Origin of the sequence: Sphingobium sp. RSMS (assembly GCF_005406185.4) — a bacterium.
GTDB lineage: Bacteria > Pseudomonadota > Alphaproteobacteria > Sphingomonadales > Sphingomonadaceae > Sphingobium > Sphingobium fuliginis.
In genome coordinates this window covers 2,760,315-2,782,842 of sequence record NZ_CM191257.1, presented here as the reverse complement: position 1 = coordinate 2,782,842, position 22,528 = coordinate 2,760,315, and the positions used below count along the sequence as shown (strand labels likewise).

Genomic DNA, 22,528 nt, shown 5'->3' with positions numbered 1-22,528 from the left:
GGGGAAAACAGAGAGGCAGCCCCTCTTCCACATATCAAGCCACGCAGCGACGGACAGTCTCGGCCGGCAGGACATCGTTCAGTCGCTGGCGCACCACCCCGGCCCAGATGCCATATCCGGCGGGATTCATATGGACGCCGTCCGTTCGATAATTGTCGCCCAGCTTTCCATCCTTCAGCAGCGGCGTCGTGATGTCGGCATAATAGGTCAGGGGCATGCGCTCGATCAGCCCTTGCGCCGCCGCGTTGAACAGCATCTGGCTCTTGAAGATCGACCGCCGCGCCGGACTGGGCTTCATCGACAATATCACGACCGGCACGTCACCCATCATCCGGTTGCGCAGGTCCACAAATCGCCCAAGGTTGCGGAGGACGGCGCGAACCTCAATGCCGTTGGCGATGTCGTTCTCCCCGGCGTAGAGGATGATCGCCACGGGTTTGCTGTCCTGCGCCGCATTGGCGAAGCGCGGCAGGATCTCGGCAAAGGTGGCATCATCGATACCGCGGTTATGCGCTTTCCACGGCGCCATGTCGTGGTTGAGGCTGGTCCAGCGGCGCATGGAAGAACTGCCTACGAACCAGAGCGAACAGGCGCTTTGCCCGGGTCCGTCGTCCGGCAGCGTCACATGCGCCGCACGGTATCGGCCCACCGCCAGCCAGCTACCGACGATCAGGCAGAAGATGAGGGCCGCCAGTCCCCATTTGGCGAAAGGCGAGGCGTCGAGGCGTTGCAGCAGCGGCGTCTTCATCGAAGGATATAAGTAGCGTCTTTTTCTACGGCGCAAAGCCGAAATTCCCTACTGCGCCTTAACGATCCGGCAAGAATGTAACGATATCGTTCCGATTCCTGCACCGGGGCAATTTTTGTGGGCAAGAATCCGTCGATCGACCTGCTGAAAGGCGTGCTGATCCTGCTCGTCATGGGCGGGCACGTGATGGAACTGACCGGCGGCCACGATCTGGCGCTGTGGGTCGGGTCGGGTTTTCGCATGCCGTTGATGGTCGGCATCTCCGGCTATCTGCTCAACGTCACCCGCATCCGCACCGACAGTATCCAGCGTCTGATGTCCCGCTATGGCCGGCGGATGCTGCTGCCCTGGCTTTTTGCCGGCATGGTGTACCTGATCGCGAGCGGCGCCGCGCTCCGCTGGACCCTGCCGTTCGACCTGTTGTTCCGGCCGCCCTTTCACCTCTGGTATGTGCCGACATTGTTCTTCCTGATCATGCTGACGCGGCTGCTGCCCTTCTCCCCGCTGGCGCTGCTGGCGGTCGGCACGCCGGTCAGCCTGGCGATCATGTATGGCTTCGGCCTCCATCATGGACCGGTGGGGGACAGTCTGTTTTCGCCCGACAGCCGCTTCCTGCGCTATCTGGTCTATTTCTTCTTCGGCATGCTGATGGCGGAGCGGCGGGTTTCGCGACGCTATCTGCCGATCGCCGGGGCGGTCGCGCTGCTGGGCCTTCTCTGGTGGTCCGGCCTCTATGATGCCGACAATGTCCTGGCCTTCGTGCCTGCGCGGCTTTTGATGTGCCTTGGCCTGATCGCGCTGCTGCCGATGCTGTCCGCCCTGCGGCTGGATTTCGCGCCGGTCAATGCGATCGGGCGCGACAGCCTGTTCTTCTACCTGTGGCACCCGCTGGTCATGGGCGTGCTCGTCATGACGGATGTGGGCCCGGCAGCGACGCTGGCGTTGTCGCTCCTGCTGCTTGCGCTGGCATGTCGCCTGACGGCGCGCGGCACGCTGTTGCCGCTGCTGTTCGGCAGCCTGCCGCAAGGGAGCGGGACGGTCCCGCCCCTGGCGAAAGCGCCCCTACCGGCCTGACCGTTCAGATCTTGCCATATTTGGCTTCGAAACCGGCAACGTCTCCGGCGGCGAGATATTTCGCCTGGTCGATCCACTGATCGCGCACCGGGCGGCCCTTGAAATTGCCCAGCTTCGCATCGATGGCGGCAATGTCGGTATCGCTCCAGCCGGCGATCTGGGCATAGCGCGTTACGCCCAGTTCGATCAGCAGCGTGTTGAGCTTGGGGCCGACACCCTTCAACCTCAGCAGGTCGTCGGCATCGCCGGACGCTGCGGTGACCGCCGGCGACGCCGGGACCGCGATGGGCGCCGCAGCGTCGACCGGAGCCGGGGCAGCGGCGACGGGTTCCGGCACGACCGGCTCCGCCGGCATGGAAAGGGGCGGGGCGGAAGCGGGCGGCGCGGAAACGGGGGTGGTGGACTTCTTGACCTCCACCGGGACGGAAGGTTCGCTCGGCCGGTTGCGCCCTGACAGCAGGAAGACGATGCCGATGATGACCAACAGCGCGATCAGCAGCCACAGGCCATAGTCCATGAAAAATTCTTGCATCGCTCGTCCCTCCCTGTCCGAATTTGGCCTATTTAAGGATGGTTGAGGGCACGCCGCAAGGGGATCAGCGTGCGCTTCCCTCCCTCGCGACCTCCCGCCACCCAATATCGCGGCGGCAGAAGCCGGTCGGGAAGCCGATGGCGTCGACCGCCTTATAGGCCGCCTGCTGCGCCGCCTTCACCGTGTCGCCGGTCGCGGTGACGTTCAGCACGCGGCCGCCATGGGCGACGATCGTGCCGTCCCTGTCCGCCGTGCCCGCATGGAAAACCCGCGCTCCCGTGGCTTCCGCCGCGTCGATTCCGGTGATCGCGCCGCCCTTTTCCGGGGTGCCGGGATAGCCGTTCGCGGCCATGACGATGGTGAGCGCGGCGCGGTCCGCCAGTTGCACCGGCCCCTGCTCGGCCAGCCTGCCCTCCGCCACCGCGAGCAGCAGCGCCACCAGATCGCCGTCGAAGCGCATCATCAGCACCTGGCATTCGGGATCACCGAAGCGGGCATTATATTCGATCAGCTTCGGCCCTTCGGCGGTCAGCATCAGCCCGGCATAGAGCACGCCGCTATAGGGCATCCCTTCGGCGGCGAGCGTGTCGACGGTGGGACGGACGATCTTCTCGATCACTTCCGCTTCCAGTTCCGGGGTCAGCACGCGGGCCGGGCTGTAGGCGCCCATGCCGCCGGTATTGGGGCCGGTGTCGCCGTCGCCCACGCGCTTGTGATCCTGCGCCGATCCGAAGGGCAGGATGGCGCTCCCGTCGGTGAGGGCGAAGAAGCTGGCTTCCTCTCCCACCATGAACTCCTCCAGCACCACTTCCTCGCCCGCCGCGCCGAACGCGCCGGAGAACATGGAATCGAGCGCCTCCAGCGCCTCTTCCCGCGTTTCCGCGATGATCACGCCCTTGCCCGCCGCCAGACCGTCCGCCTTGATCACGACCGGCAGCGCGAAATCGTCGAGCGCGGCAATGGCGCCATCCTTGCTGTGGACGCGCTCATAGGCGGCGGTGGGGATGTTGGCGCGCTTGCACAGGTCCTTGGTGAACCCCTTGGACCCCTCAAGCTGGGCCGCCTTCTTGCCCGGACCGAAGACCGGATAGCCCTTGACCCGCAGATTGTCGGCCAGCCCGTCGACCAGCGGCGCTTCCGGGCCGATCACCACCAGGCCGATGCTGTGGCGCAGGCAGAAATCCACGACGGCGCGATGATCCGTGGCATCAAGGTCGACCAATGTCGCATGCTGGGCTATGCCGGGGTTGCCCGGCGCGGCATAAAGGGTGCTGAGAGCGGGCGATTGCGCCAGCTTCCAGGCCAGAGCATGTTCGCGGCCGCCGCCGCCCAACAGAAGGATGTTCATTTCGCCCATGTCCCCGGAATATGAAGCTGGTTTCGATGTCTCGGGGCGCCTGTTAGCCGAGGAACGCTCAGGGGACAACGCGCCGCCGCTGTCGGTGAGCGAATTGTCGGCCCTGCTGAAGCGCGCGGTCGAGGACCGTTTCGGTCATGTCCGCCTGCGCGGAGAGATTTCCGGCTTCAAGCGGGCGGGGTCTGGGCACATCTATCTGTGCCTGAAGGACGACAATGCCGTGATCGACGGCGTGATGTGGAAGGGCGGGGCGGCGCGCCTGCCCTTCGCGCCGCAGGACGGGGTGGAGGTGATCGCCACCGGCAAGCTCACCACCTATCCGGGGCGCTCGAAATATCAGATCGTGATCGAGCGGATGGAGCTGGCGGGCGAAGGCGCGCTGATGGCGCTGCTGGAGAAATTGAAGCAGAAGCTGGCGGCGGAGGGGCTGTTCGACCGGGAGCGCAAGCGGCGTTTGCCCTTCATGCCGCGCGTCATCGGCGTCGTGACGTCGCCCACCGGGGCGGTGATCCGGGACATTCTCCACCGTCTGGAGGACCGCTGCCCGACGCAGGTGCTGCTCTGGCCGGTGCTGGTGCAGGGGCAGGGCGCCGCCGAGCAGGTGGCGCGGGCGGTGTGCGGGTTCAGCGAGATGCAGCCGGGCGGCCCTGTGCCCCGGCCCGATCTGGTGATCGTGGCGCGTGGCGGCGGCTCGATCGAGGATTTGTGGAGCTTCAACGAGGAGATCGTCGTCCGCGCCGTGGCGGAATGTTCGATCCCGATCATCTCCGCCGTGGGGCATGAAACGGATACGACGCTCTGCGACTATGCCGCCGACATGCGCGCGCCGACGCCCACGGCGGCGGCGGAAATGGCGGTGCCGGTGCGGGCGGAGCTGCTGGCGATGCTGACGGAGCAGGGCTTGCGCATGGGCCGGGCCGTGCGGCGGGGTGCGGCGCAGGCGCGCGAGCGGCTGGAGATGCAGGCGCGGCTGATGCCGACGCCCGATATACTGCTCGCACCCCAGCGCCAGCGGCTGGACCAACTGTCCGATGGTCTGGTCAGCGGATTGCGGCATCGCGTTGCCGATGCGCGGGCGCATCTGGGGCAGGCGGGCGGGGCGTTGCGGCCCGCCCTGCTGCGCCAATATGTCAACCGCGCCGCCGAGCGCGTCGGCCGGTTGCGGCTGCGCCCGGATTATCTGGAGCGCGTTTACAAGGACCGGGCGACCGCTTTCGATCGCGTCTCGCGTCACTTCACGTCGGTCAATCCCGACCTGCCCTTGCAGCGCGGCTTTGCGCGGGTGATGGCGGGCGACCGGCTGGTGAAATCCGTGACGGAGGCGCGGGCGGCGGGCGCGGTCAGCCTGCATTTCCGCGACGGCGCGGTGGGTGCGAGCATCGATGGCGGCACGCCCCTTGAGAAGCCCGCCGCCGAGGCTATATCGACTCCGTCACGCACCCCGCGCAAAGCGCGCGAGGGCCAGGAGACGGGCCAGCAGGACCTGTTTTCCCAATGACGCCGTTGCACAGGAAAGGCCGAGTGATCCCATGCTGATGTCCAACCGCGACCGCCCGGCCCGGCTGCACTATATGGCCTACAGCTTCCGCGTGCTGCAGGCGGGCGACCATGTGGTGTGCTCCGTCAGCGGACAGAAAATCCCGCTGGAGGATCTGCGCTACTGGAGCATCGCCCGGCAGGAACCCTATGCCAGCGCCGAAATCTCCGCCCAGGCCGAACTGAAGGCGCGGGGTCTGTAAGGTGCCGGGGTTTAGATGAAGGGCTGGATCGCCGCCGCTGCGCTGGCGATGGCCGGTGTGGCGGCCACCTCCCCGGCAGCGCCGCCTGCCGTGGAACTGGTGCTGGCTGGTACGCCCGTCCAGGGCGGCGCCTTGCTGGGCACGGCGCCCAAGGGGACGGTCGAACTGCGCTTCAACGGGCAATTGGTGCCGGTCGATGCCGATGGCCGTTTCCTGATCGCCTTCGACCGCGATGCGGCGCCGCAGGCCCGGCTTACCGGACGTCTTGCCGATGGAACGCTTCTCGACCGCGCCCTCACCGTCGCGCCGCGCGACTGGCGGATCGAGCGGGTCGATGCGCCGCTGCGTCCGACGAAAAGCACGGAAGCCTTCCTTGCCCTGCGCAAGCCGGAGCTTGAACGGATCGCCGCCGCGCGCGAAACCGTGACTGACGCGCAGGGTTGGCGCCAGCGGTTCATCTGGCCGCGCATCGGTCGCGTCTCCGGCTTGTTCGGCGCGCAGCGCATCTATCAGGGGCAGCCGGGCGCCTATCATGGCGGCGTGGATATAGCGGGCGCGACGGGCGAGCCGGTGGTGGCCCCGGCCGACGGGGTGGTGATCCTGGCCGCGGATCGCCCGTTCACGCTGGAGGGCAATCTGCTGATGATCGACCATGGTCATGGATTGAACAGCGCCTTCCTTCACCTTTCGCGGATCGACGTGATTCCCGGGCAGCATGTGATTCAGGGGCAGCGCATAGGCGCAATCGGGGCCACCGGACGGGCCACGGGTCCGCATCTTCATTGGGGGATGAAGTGGAATGAAGCCCGGATCGATCCGATTCTGCTCACCGGACCCATGCCGCAGAACTGATCTATTATTTCACGGAACTATAATTTTATTCTTCGTCATGATATGTCGAAATGTAAAAATTCCTTCTAGGAACTCAGACCTGTAACATTGTTGTTAAACAGGTGTTCAATACCGATTTTCTCGATTTGTGGCATATTTGCTACAGTTTCGGTCAAATGCGATGCCCGGGCTTCCGCCCTGCTTTACACTCATAAAACGACTGAGCAGAGTGCCCCGCAGTGCGTGTGAAGAGGGCTTGCTGTCGGGCTCCTTTCGCTCTCTTCACGCGTCAAAAAAGCGCGCGGGGCAATCCGCGAACCTCCAGAGCAAGGGACTGGATAGTGAAGACCATAACCAAGATTGGGCTGCGCGGTGGCGCGGCTCTCCAGGTGCTGACTCTTGTCAGCGCCGGCCTTACGACTTTCTCCGCACCCGCATTCGCGCAAGCGTCGCAAGCTTCCTCGGACGAACCGTCTAGTGACACGATCGTCGTTACCGGTTCCATTATTCGCCGCACTGACGCCGAAACACCCTCGCCAGTGACCCGGGTCACAACTGAGGAACTGGACCGCCGTGGCATCAACACCGTGCAGGACGGCATTCAGAAACTGGCCTCCAATAACGGCCCCGCCCTTACCAACGGCTTCACTGCCAACGGCGCTTTCGCTGGCGGTGCATCCGCTGTCTCGCTGCGTGGTCTGTCGACCAACTCGACGCTCGTGCTGTTCGACGGCCTGCGCGCTGCTTATTACCCGCTGGCGGACGACGGTTCGCGTAATTTCGTCGACCTCAACACCATTCAGGACGACATCGTTGAAAATGTCGAAGTCCTGAAGGACGGCGCTTCCTCCAGCTACGGCGCGGATGCCATTGCCGGCGTGGTTAACATTATCACCAAGCGTGAATTCAAGGGCATTGCCGGTCGGGTCGAGGCAGGTGTTGCCGAAAATGGCGCTGGGGGCAGTCAACGCCTGTCGCTGATGGCCGGCACCGGCGATCTGGATGACAATGGTTTCAACGCTTATATCAGCGGCTTCTACTATCATTCGGAAGCGGTTTATAATCGTCAGCTTGATGCACCCTTTAATTCTTCCGACCAGCGCGGCATCGGCGGCCATAACGGCCAGGCCTATGGTCTGGACGCGAACGGCGTTCTGGAAAATAATGGCACGCTGACAGCGCAGGGCGATGGTAATTACAATCTGGGCAACCTGTATGTTCGCCCAGCAGACGCTCTCACCAACACCGCAATTGCGGGCAGCCGCTATCAGTTGCTGGCCGGCCGTTGCCTCAACGGTACGCCCTATACCCCGACGGCTGCAGACCGCGCACCCAGCAACAACGCCAATATTCCAAACCTCGTCTGCAACGAGGACGGCGTGAACAAATATGGTGTCGTCGCTCCCGAAATTCAGCGTTTCGGCGGTTCCGCACGCATCACAGCTCGCGTTGGCGATACGTCGGAAGCATATCTGTCTGTCAATTTCCAGCAGTCCACCGTCAGCTATACCGGTGGTCCGCCGACGATCCGCGGAAATGCGCCGACCGGCATTTTTTATCCGCAGTTCTCGACGTCGAGCAATGCCGCCGTGCGCGCGCCTGGCTCGTTCGTGCTGTCGCTGCCCGTCTATGTCTGCGCTCGTTCTACCGTTGGCCCGTGCACCGCGACCAACGGCACGCTGAATCCAAACAATCCGTTTGCTACGGCCGGCCAGAATGCGCTGATCATCGGCGGCCTTCCCACGACGATCACGTCCAACGAAACCCGCAGCCGCGTCTATCGCGCTGCTGCTGGCATTCAGGGCACGATATTCGACGATGTCGACTACAAGGTCGATTTTACGGCGATGCACACCGATCTGCGCCGCAAGATGGATGGCTATGTCTATATCCAGCACCTGCTGGATGTGATCAAGGACGGGTCATATAACTTCGTCAATCCGGCCGCGAACAGCCAAGACGTTCAGGATTATCTGACGCCAACGAACATCTCGAATGCCTCGTCGGACCTGTACCAGGGCCAGTTCACCATGTCGAAGGCGATCGCAGATTTGCCGGGCGGTCCGCTGCAGGTCGCGATCGGCGGATCGATCTATCATGAAGCCGTCGACGCTCCCAGCGCCAACTCGGACATCAATGGTCCCACCATGCGTTATTTCACTCTCAACGCATTTGGTACCAAGGGTAGCCGCACCGTTTCGTCGGCCTTCGGTGAAATCGTCGCTCCTGTCATCGACCAAGTCGAACTGGAAGCGTCGGGTCGTTATGACCACTATAGCTCGGGTCAAAGCGCCTTCTCGCCCAAATTTGGCATCAAGGTGAAGCCGGTTCGTCAGTTGCTGCTGCGCGGCACCTATTCGAAGGGCTTCCGTATCCCGTCCTTCGGTGAAGCCAATGCTTTGCCGACCACCGGTTATGTGTCGCAGGTTGCCGCCAACATCCCGGCGGCTTTCCGCGCTCAATATGGTGCGGCTTGTGCCACTACACCGGCATCCTGCCCGACCTATCTGACCAACTACTCTATCGGCCAGACGACGCTGGCTTCGCCCAATCTCAACCCAGAGAAGTCGCGCAGCTTCACGGCCGGCGCGGTGTTCGAGCCGATCCGCAACCTGTCATTCACCGTTGACTATTACAACATCAAGAAGACTGGGGCGATCACCTCGCCGTCGACGGCGCCTGCTATCGCAGCTTATTACGCCGGCCAGCCGATCCCGGCCGGCTTCAATGTCATCGCCGACGCGCCCGACGTTAACAATCCGACGGCGACTCCGCGTATCGCCTTCGTTGAATCGACGCTGATCAACTCCGACACCATCAAGTCGGAAGGTATCGACTTCGGCGCGAACTTCACTCACGATTTTGGCGGTGTGAAGTGGTCGAGCAATCTGGAAGCTTCCATGCTGATCAATCTCAGCACGACCTTCCCCGACGGCACGACCGAAAAATATGTCGGTACCCTGGGTAACTTCAACCTGACGGCTGGTTCGGGCACGTTCAAGTGGCATGGCTATTGGTCGAATACGCTGGACTTCGGCAAGCTGGCTTTGACTGGCACCGTCAACTACACGTCGGGCTATGACCTGTCGGCGATGGATCAGGGGAATGAGTATAAGGATTGCGGTCTGTCGCCTGGCTACGGCGACTGTCATGTGTCCAAGTACATCACCTTCGACCTGAACACGAACTTCAAGGTCACGGATAAGGTGAACTTCTATGTGAACGTCATCAATCTGTTCGACAACCTGCCGGACATCGACCCGGTCACCTATGGTGCGTTCCTGTACAACTCGGTTCAGGCGGGCGAAGGCGTGTATGGCCGGATTTTCCGGGCCGGCGCGCGCTTCAAGTTCTGATCGGACGAAATGCAAACAGAAGAGGCGGTCTCTTATCGAGGCCGCCTTTTTCGTAAAGGAGGAATTTTCGATGAAGCTGTTTCCCATCATTCTGATCTGCGGGTCTGTGCTGGCTCCGCCGACTTTCGCAGCCGATGCACCGTCCGGTCAGGCGATGTCAGCGGAGAGCGTCGCGGAAAAGAAAATCTGCCGCCGGGAAACGGTAACAGGGTCGTTCATGCCCAAGCGCACTTGCCATACGCGAGCGGAGTGGGAAGCGATCGAACAGAATGCGAATGCGGAAAAGGACCGAGCAGGTACACGCTCATTGTCGGGGAATTGGCGTCCGAACTAAACGCGGCACGAAAAAGCTGCGTGACTGGGATATTCACCATTCACCTTATATCCACGGCTGTGTTGATCGGGATCAACAGCATCTTCCAATGGACAAAGCCCTCCTGAGCCTAGCGGCTTCTTCTCCTCCTTTACAGTCCCCCCAGGACGGGCTCGCGGCTGTTGCATTTCAGCGACATGGCGGCGAGCAAAATTATCGCAGATTAGTTCCGTAGCTTTACTTTTGTTAAATGGCTGAGCAGGCTTTGTTCGTCCGCGCCGTTTCGACGCCACGCAAGTGGCCAGACAGGGCGGAGAGAGGCAGAGACACTCGAAGCAAGGGGTAGAGCTTTGATCCATATTAAGAAGAGCATGTTGCGTTCCGGCGCGGCACCGATGATCCTGTCCATGGCACTGGTCGCAGGGCCTGCCTTCTCTCAGAGCGAACCCCAGGCGGCGGCTCCCGAAGCAGAAGATACGATCATTGTCACCGGATCGCGCATCCAGCGGCCGGATCTCGAAGCGAGCAGTCCTGTGGCTGTGCTCTCCGCTGAGCAGATCAAACAGGTCAATACCGTGACGGTCGAACAGATCCTGTCGTCCAACCCCCAATTCATGGCGGGCTTCGGCGGATCTTCCAACAACCCGGGCGATGGTTCGGCCACGGTCGACCTTCGCGGCCTGGGGGAAAACCGCACGCTGGTGCTGATCGATGGCAAGCGTGCGCCTTTCTACGATACGTCGGGCGCTGTCGACGTCAACAGCATCCCCACGGCACTGATCAAGCGGATCGATGTGCTGACCGGTGGCGCATCCGCCGTTTATGGCTCGGATGCCGTGGCGGGCGTGGTCAACTTCGTTCTGGACGATCGGTTCGAAGGGCTCGCAGCCGATGGCAGCAGCCAGATTTCCAGCCGGGGCGACGGCGCGCTCTATAATATCAGCCTGACTGGCGGCATCAAATTGGGTGATCGGGGCAATCTGGTCGTGTCGGGCGGCTATTCAAAGCGTAACGGCGTCTATTTCGGCGCTCGCCGCCGGAACGCAACCGCGCTGGATTCGAGTGACCTGGTCAGCTCCGGCGGCTCCAGCAATGGCGTCCCAACGCTGTTCGACATTCCCGGGGACGAGGACGGCACCGTTGGGGGGCTGCAACAGGTCCAACCTGATGGCTCGCTGTCCAGCGATGTCGAGCTCTACAACTTCAATCCCGTCAACTATGCCCAGTTGCCCTTCGAACGCTATAATGTGATGGCGCTCGGCCGGTATGAAGTGACCGACGGCGTAGAGGCTTATGGCCGTTTCAGCTACAGTCATGTGAAGGTCGAGACGAACCTGGCGCCGACGGCGACCGCAGGTTTCGGCTTCAATCTCGATCCCAGCAACCCCTTCCTGTCGGATGCGATGCGCGCCGCCTTCTTCGACCAGGTGGCCAATCCCTTCCTGCAGATCAACGATGGATCGGATGTCGCTGAAGATCCCACGGCGCGTGCGGGAACGTCCAACATCGGCATCCGCCGCCGCATGGTCGAAACCGGCGGCCGTTTGAGCACCTACACCACGAACAATTTTCAGTTTGTGGGTGGTCTGCGGGGGCAGATCGGCGATGGGCTGAACTATGATCTCTTCGCGCAATACGGGCAATCGAAGCGCGACACCGTGCTGCGTAACGACCTGTCCTATACGGCTCTGCAGCAAGCGCTGGACGTGGTCCAGGGGCCCAACGGCCCGCAATGCTTCGATCCGTCCAATGGCTGCGTGCCGCTCAACATCTTCACCACGACGCCGGTGACACAGCAGCAGCTCGCCTTCGTTCTGCGTAACGCGACGGAAAATACCAAGACAACCCAGTTCATCGCGGGCGGCAGCCTGGCGGGTGACATCGGTTTTCTGAAGAGCCCCTGGGCCGACGGCCCGGCGGCTTTCTCGATCGGTGCGGAATATCGCCGGGAAAAGGGCACGACCAAGGTCGATCCGCTCTATGCGTCGGGCGATCTCATCTATTATGGTCAGGGTCAGAACATTTCCGGCAAATATGACGTCAAGGAACTTTATGCGGAACTGAAAATGCCGCTGGTTCAGGAACGGCCGGGCATCTACGCGCTGAATGTGGAGGGCGGGTACCGTTATTCCGATTACTCGACCGTCGGGTCGGTTCATACCTACAAGTTCGGCGGCGACTATGCGCCGATCAATGGCGTGCGTTTGCGCGGCATCTATCAGCGCGCCGTTCGCGCCCCTAATCTCTATGAACTATACTCTCCCGTCGTGGCAGCCACCGGCAGTCTTCAGGTCGATCCTTGTGCGGGCAGCAATGTGCCTGCCGACATCGCTGCCATCTGTATCGCGCAGGGGGCTCCGACCGTGGGCGCGATTGCGCAGCCGATTTCGGGTCAGGTCAACATCTTCACTGGCGGAAATCAGAATCTGCATGAGGAAAAGGCCGATACGGTCACGCTCGGCCTGGTGGTAAACCCGCCGTCTCTGCGGAATTTCACTTTCTCGCTCGATTATTACCGCATCAAGATAAAGGATGCGGTCGATGACACGCCCGTCTTCGTGACGATGAACCAATGCTATAATATCGATAAGGACCCCAACAGCGCCGCTTGTGCCGGCATCGTGCGCAACCCGGTAACAGGCGGACTCAGCGGCGACACGACCATTGGCGTGCCATCGCAGCTGGGCAACGTCGCCGGCATCAAGACGGAGGGGCTGGACATCACCGCCAGCTATCGCGGCGGTTCGTCGGAAGGCTTCAATTACAGCATCAACTTCGCTGGCACCTACGTCTTTTCGTTCAAGAAGCAGAGCGATCCGACTTCCCCCGTTTATGAATGCGCGGGTACTTTCGGCGGTGCATGCGACATGGAGCCGCTGCCGGAATGGAAGCATGTTCTGGACCTGAACCTCGGCTTCAAGGGCTTCACGTTGAACAGCCGCTGGCGCTATCTGGGTTCGGTCAAGCAAGATGCCGCGACCGACATCCTGAGGTCCAAGATCGGCGGATACTCCTATTTCGATGAGACGCTCAGCGTCAATGTCGAAGATGGAGTGACGTTCCGCCTGGGCGTGCTGAACTTGTTCGACAAGAAGCCTCCGATCGTGGGCGACACGGTCGGCGCGTCAGCCAACGGCGGCAGCACCTTCCCCAATACCTATGATGTGATTGGGCGGCAGTTCTTCGCCGGCGCGTCGATCAAGTTCTGATGCTGAAGGGCCGGGGCCGATCATTAAGGCGGTCCCGGCCCGGTTTATTGCCGCTATGACGGGGGAATGACTCACCGCGAATCGGTTCTTTACGATCCCACCTGGCTCCCGCACAGGATCGATCCGGATCGTGGCGAGATACTGTTCCTGCGCTGTGATCCCGATAGGATCGCCGCCGCCTCCTTCATTGACGGGCGTACGGACATCGGCGTCGGCTCCTACCTTGCCCTGCCTATTGCCGATCTGCTGCGACAGCCTTTGCCATCCCGCCCCACCTGCCGTTTTCTCTTCCATATCGGTTTTTGCGGCTCGACTTTATTGTCGCGGCTGATCGAGGCGCCTGGTCATGTGCGGGTGCTGCGGGAGCCGAACATATTTGCCGATCTGGCGAATTATCGCGCCGCGCTCGACCGAAGGGAAAGCAATGCGGAAATGAGCGACCGGTTGGTGCAGCATATCTGTTTGCTGCTCCATCGCCCCTGGTCCCCTGGCGAGATCATGGTGGTGAAGCCATCCAACTGGGCCAATAATCTGTTGCCCTCGATAATGTCCGTCGGTCCGCTGAAAGCGATTTTCCTCACCATGACGCGCCTGGCCTTTCTTCAGGCGGTGTGCCGGGGCGGCAGCGATCGGCTGGCCTTTGCGGCTCGGGCGGCAGTCCATCTGTCCAGCAGGGGCACGCGCGACGCCAGTCAGGTGTCGGGCGCTCTGGCTCGCAAAGGCGACGATCTGGATCGCTTGCTCGCGCTAACGCTGGTGCTGCATGCGATCCAGCAGCGCGCCTTTGAAAAAGCGATGAAGCAGTCTGGTCAAAAGGAGATGCGCCTTCTCTATGGGGAGGGTTTGCGGACGGACCCACGGCATCTTGCTCGTCAGGCGATGCAAACGCTGGCGGTGCCGCAGCCGATGCTGGCGGATACCGTTGCGCATTGGTCCGGACGGAACGCCAAGGCGCCGGATCAAGCTTATTCAGTGCAGGACGAAAGGGATGCGGACGGCCGGGCCGCAACAGCCATCGGGGACCGGATGGAGGCAGCCTTGCAATGGGCGAACGAAGCTTTGGGTAACTGAATGCGGGATCAATCGGGTTGCTGGCCTGTCCGAAGCCAGCCTGTCACCGAAAGGCGTTCGGCGCCGGCAAAGGGCGCCACATGGCTCACACTGTGCGGTTGCCCGATGGCGAATAGGCTCAGTCTGTTGAAGTGAGGAACGAATATGTCGGTGACATTCTCGCCCGCGCCATGGAACAGCAATAGCCCGCCCCAATCCGGTCGCCATCCCGGCGTCAAACCCAATATATAGGCCAGCCGCCTATTCTTGCCGGCGACGGCATCATCATGCCGCGTCAGGAAGTCTCCCGGCCGATAGCGGGTGGCCTGCGCATCGGCAAAGCCGATCCCCTTTTCTCCTGTGATCGCCGCGATGAATTCCAGGACCTCCTGAGAACTCATGAAGGTTGCAAAAGCCGCGAGATGCTCGCTGGTCGCTTGCCTCTTCGATTTTTCATCCGGCACGCGGATGGTGTCGAACTGGAACTGAAAACCATGACTGGCCTTGGCGAACATGGCCTGTTCCAAGGTCTTGCGCGTCTCGTCCGGCAAAGCATCGAACCGATCGGCAGCGATTTCGAAGACCTGGCTTTCGCCGTTGATGACATGGCGCCAATCGGAGCGTTCGCTCAGACTGGCGCGCAACGCCAGAGCCTGAGGGGCTTCAAGGAAATCGGCGATCTGCACGCGGCCCTCGCATGCAAAATGCTCTCGCAAAATCGCTTCGTCCAAGTCCGGATTCAACTTGAACATGGGGAATGAAGGGCGTTCCATATGGACGGACTATAACGATTTTCCCGTCCGGGAAACGCCCCTCTTTGGCTCCCGCGTCAGCCCACACTCAACCTCAATGCCCCATCCCCTTCATCCACCCTCACGGTCGCGCCGTCCGGCACTTCGCCGCGCAGGATCAGGTCGGCCAGCGGGTCCTGCAGATAGCGCTGCACCGCGCGCTTCAGCGGCCTTGCGCCATAGACCGGATCATAACCCACCCGGCCCAGCCATGCCCGTGCGCCGTCGGTCAGGTCGAGTTTCACCTTCCGGTCCTTCAGCAGCTTGCCGATCCGCGCCACCTGGATGTCCACGATCGGCGCCATATGGGCGGCGCCCAGGCGGTGGAACAGGATCACCTCGTCCAGCCGGTTCAGGAATTCCGGCCGGAAATGCGCGCGGACGATGTCCATCACCTGATCCTCGACCTTTTCGACCGGCTCGTCATCGGCCAGGCTGGCGATGAACTGGCTGCCAAGGTTCGACGTCAGCACGATGATCGTATTGGTGAAGTCCACCGTCCGGCCCTGCCCATCGGTCAGGCGGCCATCGTCCAGCACCTGGAGAAGCACGTTGAACACATCGCCATGCGCCTTCTCCACCTCATCGAACAGCACGACCTGATAGGGCCGGCGACGCACGGCTTCGGTCAGCACGCCGCCTTCCTCATAGCCGACATAACCCGGCGGCGCGCCGATCAGCCGGGCGACCGAGTGCTTCTCCATGAACTCGCTCATGTCGATGCGCACCATCGCGCTGTCGTCGTCGAACAGGAATCCGGCGAGCGCCTTGGTCAGCTCCGTCTTGCCCACGCCCGTTGGCCCCAGGAACAGGAACGATCCCAGCGGCCGGTTCGGGTCCTGCAAACCCGCCCGCGAACGGCGCACCGCGGTTGACACGGCCTTGACCGCATCGGCCTGGCCGATGACGCGCTTGCCCAGTTCTTCTTCCATGGCGAGCAGCTTCTCGCGCTCGCCCTCCATCATCCTGTCGACGGGGATGCCGGTCCAGCGGCTGACGACCGAAGCGATGTCCTCGCTCGTCACTTCCTCGCGCAGCATCGCGCCCTGGGTGACGTTCTGGGCCTCGGCCAGCTTGCGCTCCAGCTCCGGAATGCGGCCATAGGCCAGCTCGCCCGCCTTGGCGAGGTCGCCCGCGCGCTGCGCCTGGTCCAGTTCGACGCGGGCAGCGTCCAACTGCTCCTTCAGCTTGCTTTCGCCCGCGATCTTGTCCTTCTCCGCCTGCCAGCGCTGGGTGAGTTCGGCCGACTGCTGCTCCAGATTGGCTAGGTCTTCTTCCAGCGCCGCCAAGCGATCCTGCGAAGCCTTGTCCGTCTCCTTCTTCAGCGCCTCCCGCTCGATCTTGAGCTGGATGATCCGCCGGTCGAGCGTCTCGATCTCCTCCGGCTTGCTCTCCACCTCCATGCGCAGGCGCGACGCCGCCTCGTCCATCAGGTCGATGGCCTTGTCCGGCAGGAAACGGTCGGTGATGTATCGGTTGGAGAGAGTCGCCGCCGACACGATCGCGCCGTCGGTGATCCGCACGCCATGGTGCAACTCATATTTCTCCTTGAGTCCGCGCAGGATGGAGATGGTGTCCTCCACCGTCGGCTCGCCCACGAAGACAGGCTGGAACCGCCGCTGCAACGCCGGGTCCTTCTCGACATATTTGCGATATTCGTCGAGCGTGGTCGCGCCGATGCAGTGCAGTTCGCCGCGCGCCAGGGCAGGCTTCAACAAATTGCCCGCGTCCATCGCGCCCTCGGACTTGCCCGCGCCGATCAGCGTGTGCATCTCGTCGATGAAGAGGACGATCTGGCCTTCCGCGCCCTTCACCTCGTCCAGCACGCCTTTCAGCCGCTCCTCGAACTCGCCGCGATATTTGGCGCCCGCGATCAGGCTGCCCATGTCGAGCGCCATCAGCGTGCGGTCCTTCAGCGTATCGGGCACGTCGCCATTGGCGATGCGCAGCGCCAGCCCCTCGGCAATCGCGGTCTTGCCGACGCCGGGATCACCGATGAGGACGGGATTGTTCTTGGTGCGGCGGGCCAGGATCTGGATCGTCCGCCGGATTTCCTCGTCGCGGCCGATCACGGGGTCCAACTTGCCCTCGCGCGCCGCTTCGGTCAGGTCGCGGGCGAATTTCTTGAGCGCGTCGTAGCGATCCTCCGCGCCCGCCGTGTCGGCGGTGCGCCCCCCGCGCAGATTGTTGATCGCGGCATTCAGCGCCTCCGCCTTCACGCCAGCCGCGGCCAAAGCCTTGCCGGCCGCCGTGGTGGTGGCGAGGGTGAGGGCCAGCAACAGCCGCTCGACGGTGACGAAGCTGTCCCCCGCCTTGGTCGCGATCTGTTCGGCACTGTCCAGCACGCGCACGGCATCATTGTCCAGGCCGGGGGTCTGCTGCGCGCCGCTGCCGGATACGGCAGGCACCTTAGCCAGCGCTGCGTCGGTTTCGCGCAGCGCCACGCCGGCGTCGCCGCCCGCTGCCTTGATCAGGCCGGACGCCATGCCCTGCTGGTCCTCCAGCAACGCCTTCAGCAGATGCTCCGGGCCGATGCGCTGATGGCTCATCCGGATCGCGACGGTCTGCGCCGACTGGAGGAAGCCCTTGGCGCGGTCAGTGAATTTTTCGAGGTTCATCATGTTCCCCTTCGTGAAGCTCGTCACGATGTAATGTTGCATAAAAGCAACACAAGAGGCTCTACGCAAATATCCTTACGTCCTGGCGCACCATGTTCCTTATGAAGGCGGGAAGCCGGTCCCACCGTCAAAACTGGACGCCTGCATTGGCTCAGGCCGACCTTCGGGTCGCGGGAGCACGCTGCGTTAAACCTCGGGCGGGGAACACATGTTCCCTATCGCTTCACCGCTTTTGGCGCATCCGGCGCAAAGGCGTCCCCGAAGAAATCCCCCTTGTACCAGAGCGGCGTCTGCGGCTCGTCCGCGATCTCCCGCGCGATGGCATAGTTCACCTTGGCGAACTTGGCCGCCGCGCCCCAGTTGAAGGGCAGGCTCATCTGGTCGGAAAGCTGGTGATAGTCGGTCTTGAGGAAATGTTCGAACGCCTCTTTCCCCGGCCCGGCGAAACCGGTCATCAGGAACACCGCCGGCACCCCCTCCTGCACGAAGCGATAATGGTCGGACCGGGTGAACAGCCCTTCGGCCGGCAGGGGATCGGGCGAGAGCGAAACGCCCTCGGCCTTCGCCGCTTTCTCGACAATCGGTCCCAGGGTCGAATGATCGGCGCCGAAGGCGATCACGTCCTGAAAATCATAGGTCAGGATCGGCATGTCGAGATTGACCACGCCGACCAGCTTGCCCCCCGCCGGCAGGACGGGGTTCCGCGCCAGATATTGCGACCCCAGCAGCCCGTCTTCCTCCGCCGTCACCGCCGCGAACAGGATGGAGCGTTTCGGCCGCTCCCCGCTCTCCGCAAAGGCCTTGGCCACCGCCAGCAGGGTCGCCACGCCCGACGCATTGTCCATCGCGCCATTATAGACCCTGTCCGGCCCCTTGCCGTCTTCCTTGACCCCCAGATGGTCGAGATGCGCCATCAGCAGCACATATTCCCGGGCCAGCGCCGGGTCGGAACCGGGCAGCACCGCCAGCACATTGCGGCTGGGCACGGTCTCGACGGTGCTGGCGCGGTCGATGCGGATGCCGGGCTTCAGCGCGAAGCCCTTGGGCCGGACGCCCTTCTTCTCCGCCTCGGCGCGGATCGCGGACAGGCTCCTGCCCGATCCGGCGAGCAGCGCGTCGGCGGCGGCGCCGGTCACTGTGCCGGTGCCGCGGATCCCGGGAGTGCGGACATAGGGCTGGCCGTCTTTTTCCAGCCAGCTCACCGTCGGATGCTGCGCCCGGTCGCGCAGCTTCTCCCAGGGGGTGCGGCGCAGATAGCCGGTGGTGGGAATGGTGATGAGGCCGATGGCCCCGGCCTGCTGCGCCGCCAGCGCCTTTTCGGCGGCCAGGTGCGCGCCGATCTCGCTCGGCATGCCGACGGGCGAGCCGGACAGCGCCACCGCGAACTTGCCGCGCAGGTCGAGACCGGCATAATCGTCGATCTTCTCGCGCCCGGATTTCAGGCCATAGCCGACGAACACCGCCTGCGCCTCGATGCTTTGCCGCGGCTCCCGGCCGAAGGCGCCGACAGCGACATCGTCGCCATTGGCGAAGCGCCTGCCGCCAATGTCCATCGACGGGGCGGCCCCCTTGTCGAGCCGCGCCACGGCAAGCGTCACGGGCTGATACCAGCTGTCGGCAACCGCCTGCCGCAGGCCCAGTGTCTCGAACCGCGCGGCGACATAGCGGGCGGCGATGTCATAGCCGCGCGTGCCCGCGTCGCGCCCCTCCAGCAGGTCGTCGGCCAGGAAGCCGATGTCGGCCCGAATGCCCTCCGCACTGATGGCGGGCGCGGTTTCGGCGGGCGCTGGGCCGGGGGTGGCGAGGGCAAGGGCGAAGGTGGAAGCGAAGGCGAAGGACCGAAGGCGCATCGGGTGCGAAAACCTCTGTTTATGGTTGGAAGGGAAGCCTAGCGCGCTGGTTTCGTCTGTCCAGCGGCCTCTCGCCCTTGCCGGAGGATGAGGCGCCTCTCCCACATGCGTATTGCACAGCTAAAACGCCCCGCTATGCTGCCCGCCGATCCACTGACCATCATGAGGCGCCGATGACCTTCTCCCCCATTTCCCGCCGGATGGCCCTGATGCTCGGCCTGTCCTCGCTCGCGTTCGTGCCCATGATGCAGGCGGCGGCTGCTCCGGCGTCCCAGGCGGCGAGCGCGCCCGCGCCGCTTTCCAGCCTGGTCGCGGCGGTGAACATTCCCTATGAGCAGTTCACGCTGAAGAACGGGCTGCGCGTCATCGTCCACACCGACCGCAAGGCGCCGGTCGTGGGCGTGTCCATCTGGTATCATGTCGGCTCGCGCTTCGAACCGGCGGGCAAGACCGGCTTCGCCCATCTGTTCGAACATCTGATGTTCTACGGTTCCGAAAATGCCGACGGACCTTTCTTCGGGCGGCTGGAGGACATCGGCGCCACCGACTGGAACGGCACGACCTGGTTCGACCGCACCAATTATTTCGAGACGGTGCCGACCGGCGCGCTGGACCGGGCGCTGTTCCTGGAATCCGACCGCATGGGCCATCTGCTGGGCGCCGTCACCCAGACCAAGCTCGATACCCAGCGCGGCGTCGTGCAGAATGAAAAGCGCATGGGCGAGAATGAGCCCTATGGGCTGGTCGAATATGCGCAGCTCGCCGCCATGCTGCCGGAGGGGCATCCCTACCGCCACTCCACCATCGGTTCGATGGCGGACCTGAACGCCGCCAGCCTTGCCGATGTGCAGACATGGTTCAAGACCCATTATGGTCCGAACAACGCCGTGCTGGTGCTGGCGGGCGACATCGACGTGCCGACGGCGAAGGCCAAGGTCGAGAAGTGGTTCGGCAATATCCCCGCCGGTCCCGCGCCCAAGGATGTGGATGCGGCCGTCCCGACGCTCGACAGGGACGTCGAGAAGGTGATGCACGACAATGTCGCCGCCACCCGGCTCTATCGCAACTGGATCGTGCCGGGGGTGAATTCGGACGATCTGACGCCGCTCAACCTGGCGATGGCTGTGTTCGGCGGCCTCAAATCCTCGCGGCTCGACAATATCCTCGTGCGGGACGAGAAGATCGCCGTGGGCGTGAAGGCCAGCATCCAGCCCTTCGAGAAGCTCTCCATCGCGGAGATCACCGTGGACGTGAAGCCGGGACAGGACCCGGCGGCGGTGGGCAAGCGGCTCGACCAGCTTCTGGCCGACTATCTCGCCAAGGGGCCGACGGCGGACGAGGTGCAGCGCGCCGCGACGCAGCAGCTTTCGGGCACCATCGGCGGGCTGGAGAAGGTCGGCGGCTTCAGCGGCAAGGCGGTGACGCTGGCCGAGGGCGCCGTCTATTCGGGCGATCCGGCCAAATATAAGAAGGATCTGGCCGCTGCCGCCGCCGCGACGCCCCAATCGGTGAGCGAGGCGGCGCGCAAATGGTTGTCCCGGCCGGTGTTCCGCCTGACCGTCGCCCCGGGCGAGCGGTCGGCCGAGGACAATGCGTTGGCGGGCAACGCGACCCATCATCCGGCCTATTTCCGCGATCCCAAGAAGCCCGCGCCGGTCGCGGCGACCCCGCCGCCGCCCACAAAAATCGCTGAGCCGGGGATCGAGCCGGTCAAGGACCTGGAATTCCCGGCGGTCGAGCATGCGACGCTCAAGAACGGCATTCCCATCGTCTTCGCGCGCCGAGCAACGGTGCCGGTGGTGCGGGTGTCGGTGTCCTTCGATGCGGGCAACGCGGCCGACGACAAGGCGAAGCTGGGCACGGCGGGCCTGACCACGGCGCTGCTGGACGAAGGCACGACGACGCGCAGCTCCGTGCAGATCGCGGAGGAGCAGGAACGGCTGGGCGCCTCGATCAGCGCGGGCAATGGCATGGACGCGACCAATGTCGGTCTCTATGCGCTCAAGCCCAATCTGGACGCCTCGCTGGGCCTGCTGGCGGACGTGATCCGCAACCCGGCCTTCGCGCCGGCGGAGGTCGAACGCCTGCGCGGCCAGGTGCTGACCCGGATCGCGGCGGAAAAGACCGAACCCATGCCGATCGCGCAACGCCTGCTGCCGCCGCTTCTCTATGGGCAGGCGCATCCCTATGGCATTCCCTTCACCGGATCGGGCACGGAAAGCGGCGTCAAGGCGGTGACGCGGGCCGATCTCGTCGCCTTCCACGACAAATGGATGCGGCCCGACAATGCGACGATCTTCGTCACCGGCGACACGACGCTGGCCGACGTGATGCCGCTGCTGGAAAAGCGCTTCGGGGACTGGAAGGCGCCCAAGGCGGCCAAGGGCGCCAAGCTGTTCCGCATGGATCGCATGATGCGCCCTTCGCGCATCATCCTGGTCGACAAGCCGCAAAGCCCGCAGTCGATGATCCTCGCCGGGCTGCTCACCAACAAGGCGGGCACGGACAATCCGGTGACGCTGCTGACCGCCAATGAGGTGCTGGGCGGCAGCTCGACCTCCCGCCTGATCATGGACCTGCGAGAGACCAAGGGCTGGGCCTATTATGCGGGCAGCGCGCTGCCCGGCGTCAAGGAGACGATCCCGCTGCTGGTCTATGCCCCGGTCCAGACCGACAAGACCGGGGAGTCCATCGTCGCCGCGCGGAAGGACATCAGCGACTTCCTGACCGCCAAGGGCACGACGGAGGCGGAACGCAACCAGACGATCAACAGCCAGATCCTGTCGCTGCCCGGCAGTTTCGAAACCTCGTCCGACCTGCTCGGCGCGATGATGCGCAACCGGATGCTCGGGCGGCCGGATGATTATTATGAGACGCTACCGGGCGTGTACCGCGCGATGACGGCTGCCGATCTCGACAAGGCGGCGCGGGATGCGATCAATCCCGACCGGCTGATCTGGGTGGTCGTGGGCGACGCGAAACTGGTGAAACCGCAGCTTGACGTCGTCGGCCTTCCGGTGGAAATGGGCACATTGGCCGATTGACGGTTACGTAAAGGAG

At 63.4% G+C, this 22,528-nt stretch carries 15 protein-coding genes; 9 read left to right on the top strand and 6 right to left on the bottom strand.

The genetic code is table 11. The annotated features are described in order from the left end of the window. Positions 1 to 34 precede the first annotated feature (34 nt). Positions 35 to 748 carry a GDSL-type esterase/lipase family protein gene (locus tag EGM87_RS13460; protein WP_137710166.1) on the bottom strand — a complete coding sequence of 238 codons (714 nt, stop codon included), beginning with the start codon at positions 746 to 748 and terminating at the stop codon, positions 35 to 37. Positions 749 to 865: 117 nt separating this feature from the next. Between EGM87_RS13460 and EGM87_RS13455 the strand changes: the two genes are divergently transcribed. Further along, a complete protein-coding gene (locus EGM87_RS13455; protein WP_025549420.1) occupies positions 866 to 1,822 on the top strand; it encodes an acyltransferase family protein in 957 nt (318 codons plus the stop codon). Between the two features lie 4 nt (positions 1,823 to 1,826). On the opposite strand, the gene EGM87_RS13450 is transcribed toward EGM87_RS13455, so the two are convergent. Together EGM87_RS13450 and purD are read right to left on the bottom strand one after the other, a co-directional pair. After that, complete coding sequence (locus tag EGM87_RS13450) at positions 1,827 to 2,354, bottom strand: helix-hairpin-helix domain-containing protein (protein ID WP_137710167.1); 528 nt, start codon at positions 2,352 to 2,354, stop codon at positions 1,827 to 1,829. Between the two features lie 64 nt (positions 2,355 to 2,418). Continuing rightward, positions 2,419 to 3,702, bottom strand: a complete 1,284-nt coding sequence (purD, locus tag EGM87_RS13445) for a phosphoribosylamine--glycine ligase (protein WP_137710168.1) — start codon at positions 3,700 to 3,702, stop codon at positions 2,419 to 2,421. Positions 3,703 to 3,709: 7 nt separating this feature from the next. Here purD and xseA point away from each other — a divergent pair, with 7 nt between their 5' ends. The 7 genes from xseA (at position 3,710) to EGM87_RS13410 (ending at position 14,230) form a co-directional block, all read left to right on the top strand. Further along, positions 3,710 to 5,209, top strand: coding sequence for an exodeoxyribonuclease VII large subunit (xseA, locus tag EGM87_RS13440; protein ID WP_137710169.1), 1,500 nt, complete (start codon positions 3,710 to 3,712; stop codon positions 5,207 to 5,209). Positions 5,210 to 5,240: 31 nt separating this feature from the next. Beyond that, a complete protein-coding gene (locus EGM87_RS13435; RefSeq protein ID WP_061934876.1) occupies positions 5,241 to 5,450 on the top strand; it encodes a DUF2093 domain-containing protein in 210 nt (69 codons plus the stop codon). 15 nt (positions 5,451 to 5,465) lie between these two features. After that, positions 5,466 to 6,302, top strand: coding sequence for a M23 family metallopeptidase (locus EGM87_RS13430; protein WP_137710170.1), 837 nt, complete (start codon positions 5,466 to 5,468; stop codon positions 6,300 to 6,302). 320 nt (positions 6,303 to 6,622) lie between these two features. After that, positions 6,623 to 9,637: a TonB-dependent receptor domain-containing protein gene (locus EGM87_RS13425; protein WP_052628081.1), complete on the top strand. Its 3,015-nt coding sequence runs from the start codon at positions 6,623 to 6,625 to the stop codon at positions 9,635 to 9,637. 70 nt (positions 9,638 to 9,707) lie between these two features. Continuing rightward, positions 9,708 to 9,971, top strand: coding sequence for a hypothetical protein (locus EGM87_RS13420; protein ID WP_052628080.1), 264 nt, complete (start codon positions 9,708 to 9,710; stop codon positions 9,969 to 9,971). 329 nt (positions 9,972 to 10,300) lie between these two features. Continuing rightward, positions 10,301 to 13,159, top strand: a complete 2,859-nt coding sequence (locus tag EGM87_RS13415; protein ID WP_025549425.1) for a TonB-dependent receptor plug domain-containing protein — start codon at positions 10,301 to 10,303, stop codon at positions 13,157 to 13,159. A 66-nt stretch (positions 13,160 to 13,225) separates the two neighbouring features. Continuing rightward, entirely contained in the window at positions 13,226 to 14,230 is a 1,005-nt protein-coding gene (locus EGM87_RS13410) for a hypothetical protein (RefSeq protein ID WP_044660430.1), read from the top strand. A gap of 8 nt (positions 14,231 to 14,238) precedes the next feature. Here the strand turns inward: EGM87_RS13410 and EGM87_RS13405 are convergent, their stop codons facing one another. From EGM87_RS13405 to EGM87_RS13395, 3 genes are all read right to left on the bottom strand, one after another. Further along, positions 14,239 to 14,961 (bottom strand): 2OG-Fe(II) oxygenase, encoded by a 723-nt coding sequence (locus EGM87_RS13405; protein WP_044660429.1) that lies wholly within the window; start codon positions 14,959 to 14,961, stop codon positions 14,239 to 14,241. Between the two features lie 77 nt (positions 14,962 to 15,038). Next, positions 15,039 to 17,618 carry an ATP-dependent chaperone ClpB gene (gene clpB / locus EGM87_RS13400; RefSeq protein ID WP_044662829.1) on the bottom strand — a complete coding sequence of 860 codons (2,580 nt, stop codon included), beginning with the start codon at positions 17,616 to 17,618 and terminating at the stop codon, positions 15,039 to 15,041. A gap of 215 nt (positions 17,619 to 17,833) precedes the next feature. Then, on the bottom strand, positions 17,834 to 19,468 hold the full coding sequence (locus tag EGM87_RS13395; RefSeq protein WP_137710171.1) for a M28 family metallopeptidase: 1,635 nt from the start codon (positions 19,466 to 19,468) through the stop codon (positions 17,834 to 17,836). A gap of 173 nt (positions 19,469 to 19,641) precedes the next feature. Here EGM87_RS13395 and EGM87_RS13390 point away from each other — a divergent pair, with 173 nt between their 5' ends. Then, positions 19,642 to 22,512 (top strand): M16 family metallopeptidase, encoded by a 2,871-nt coding sequence (locus EGM87_RS13390; protein ID WP_137710172.1) that lies wholly within the window; start codon positions 19,642 to 19,644, stop codon positions 22,510 to 22,512. The last annotated feature ends 16 nt before the right edge of the window (positions 22,513 to 22,528 follow it).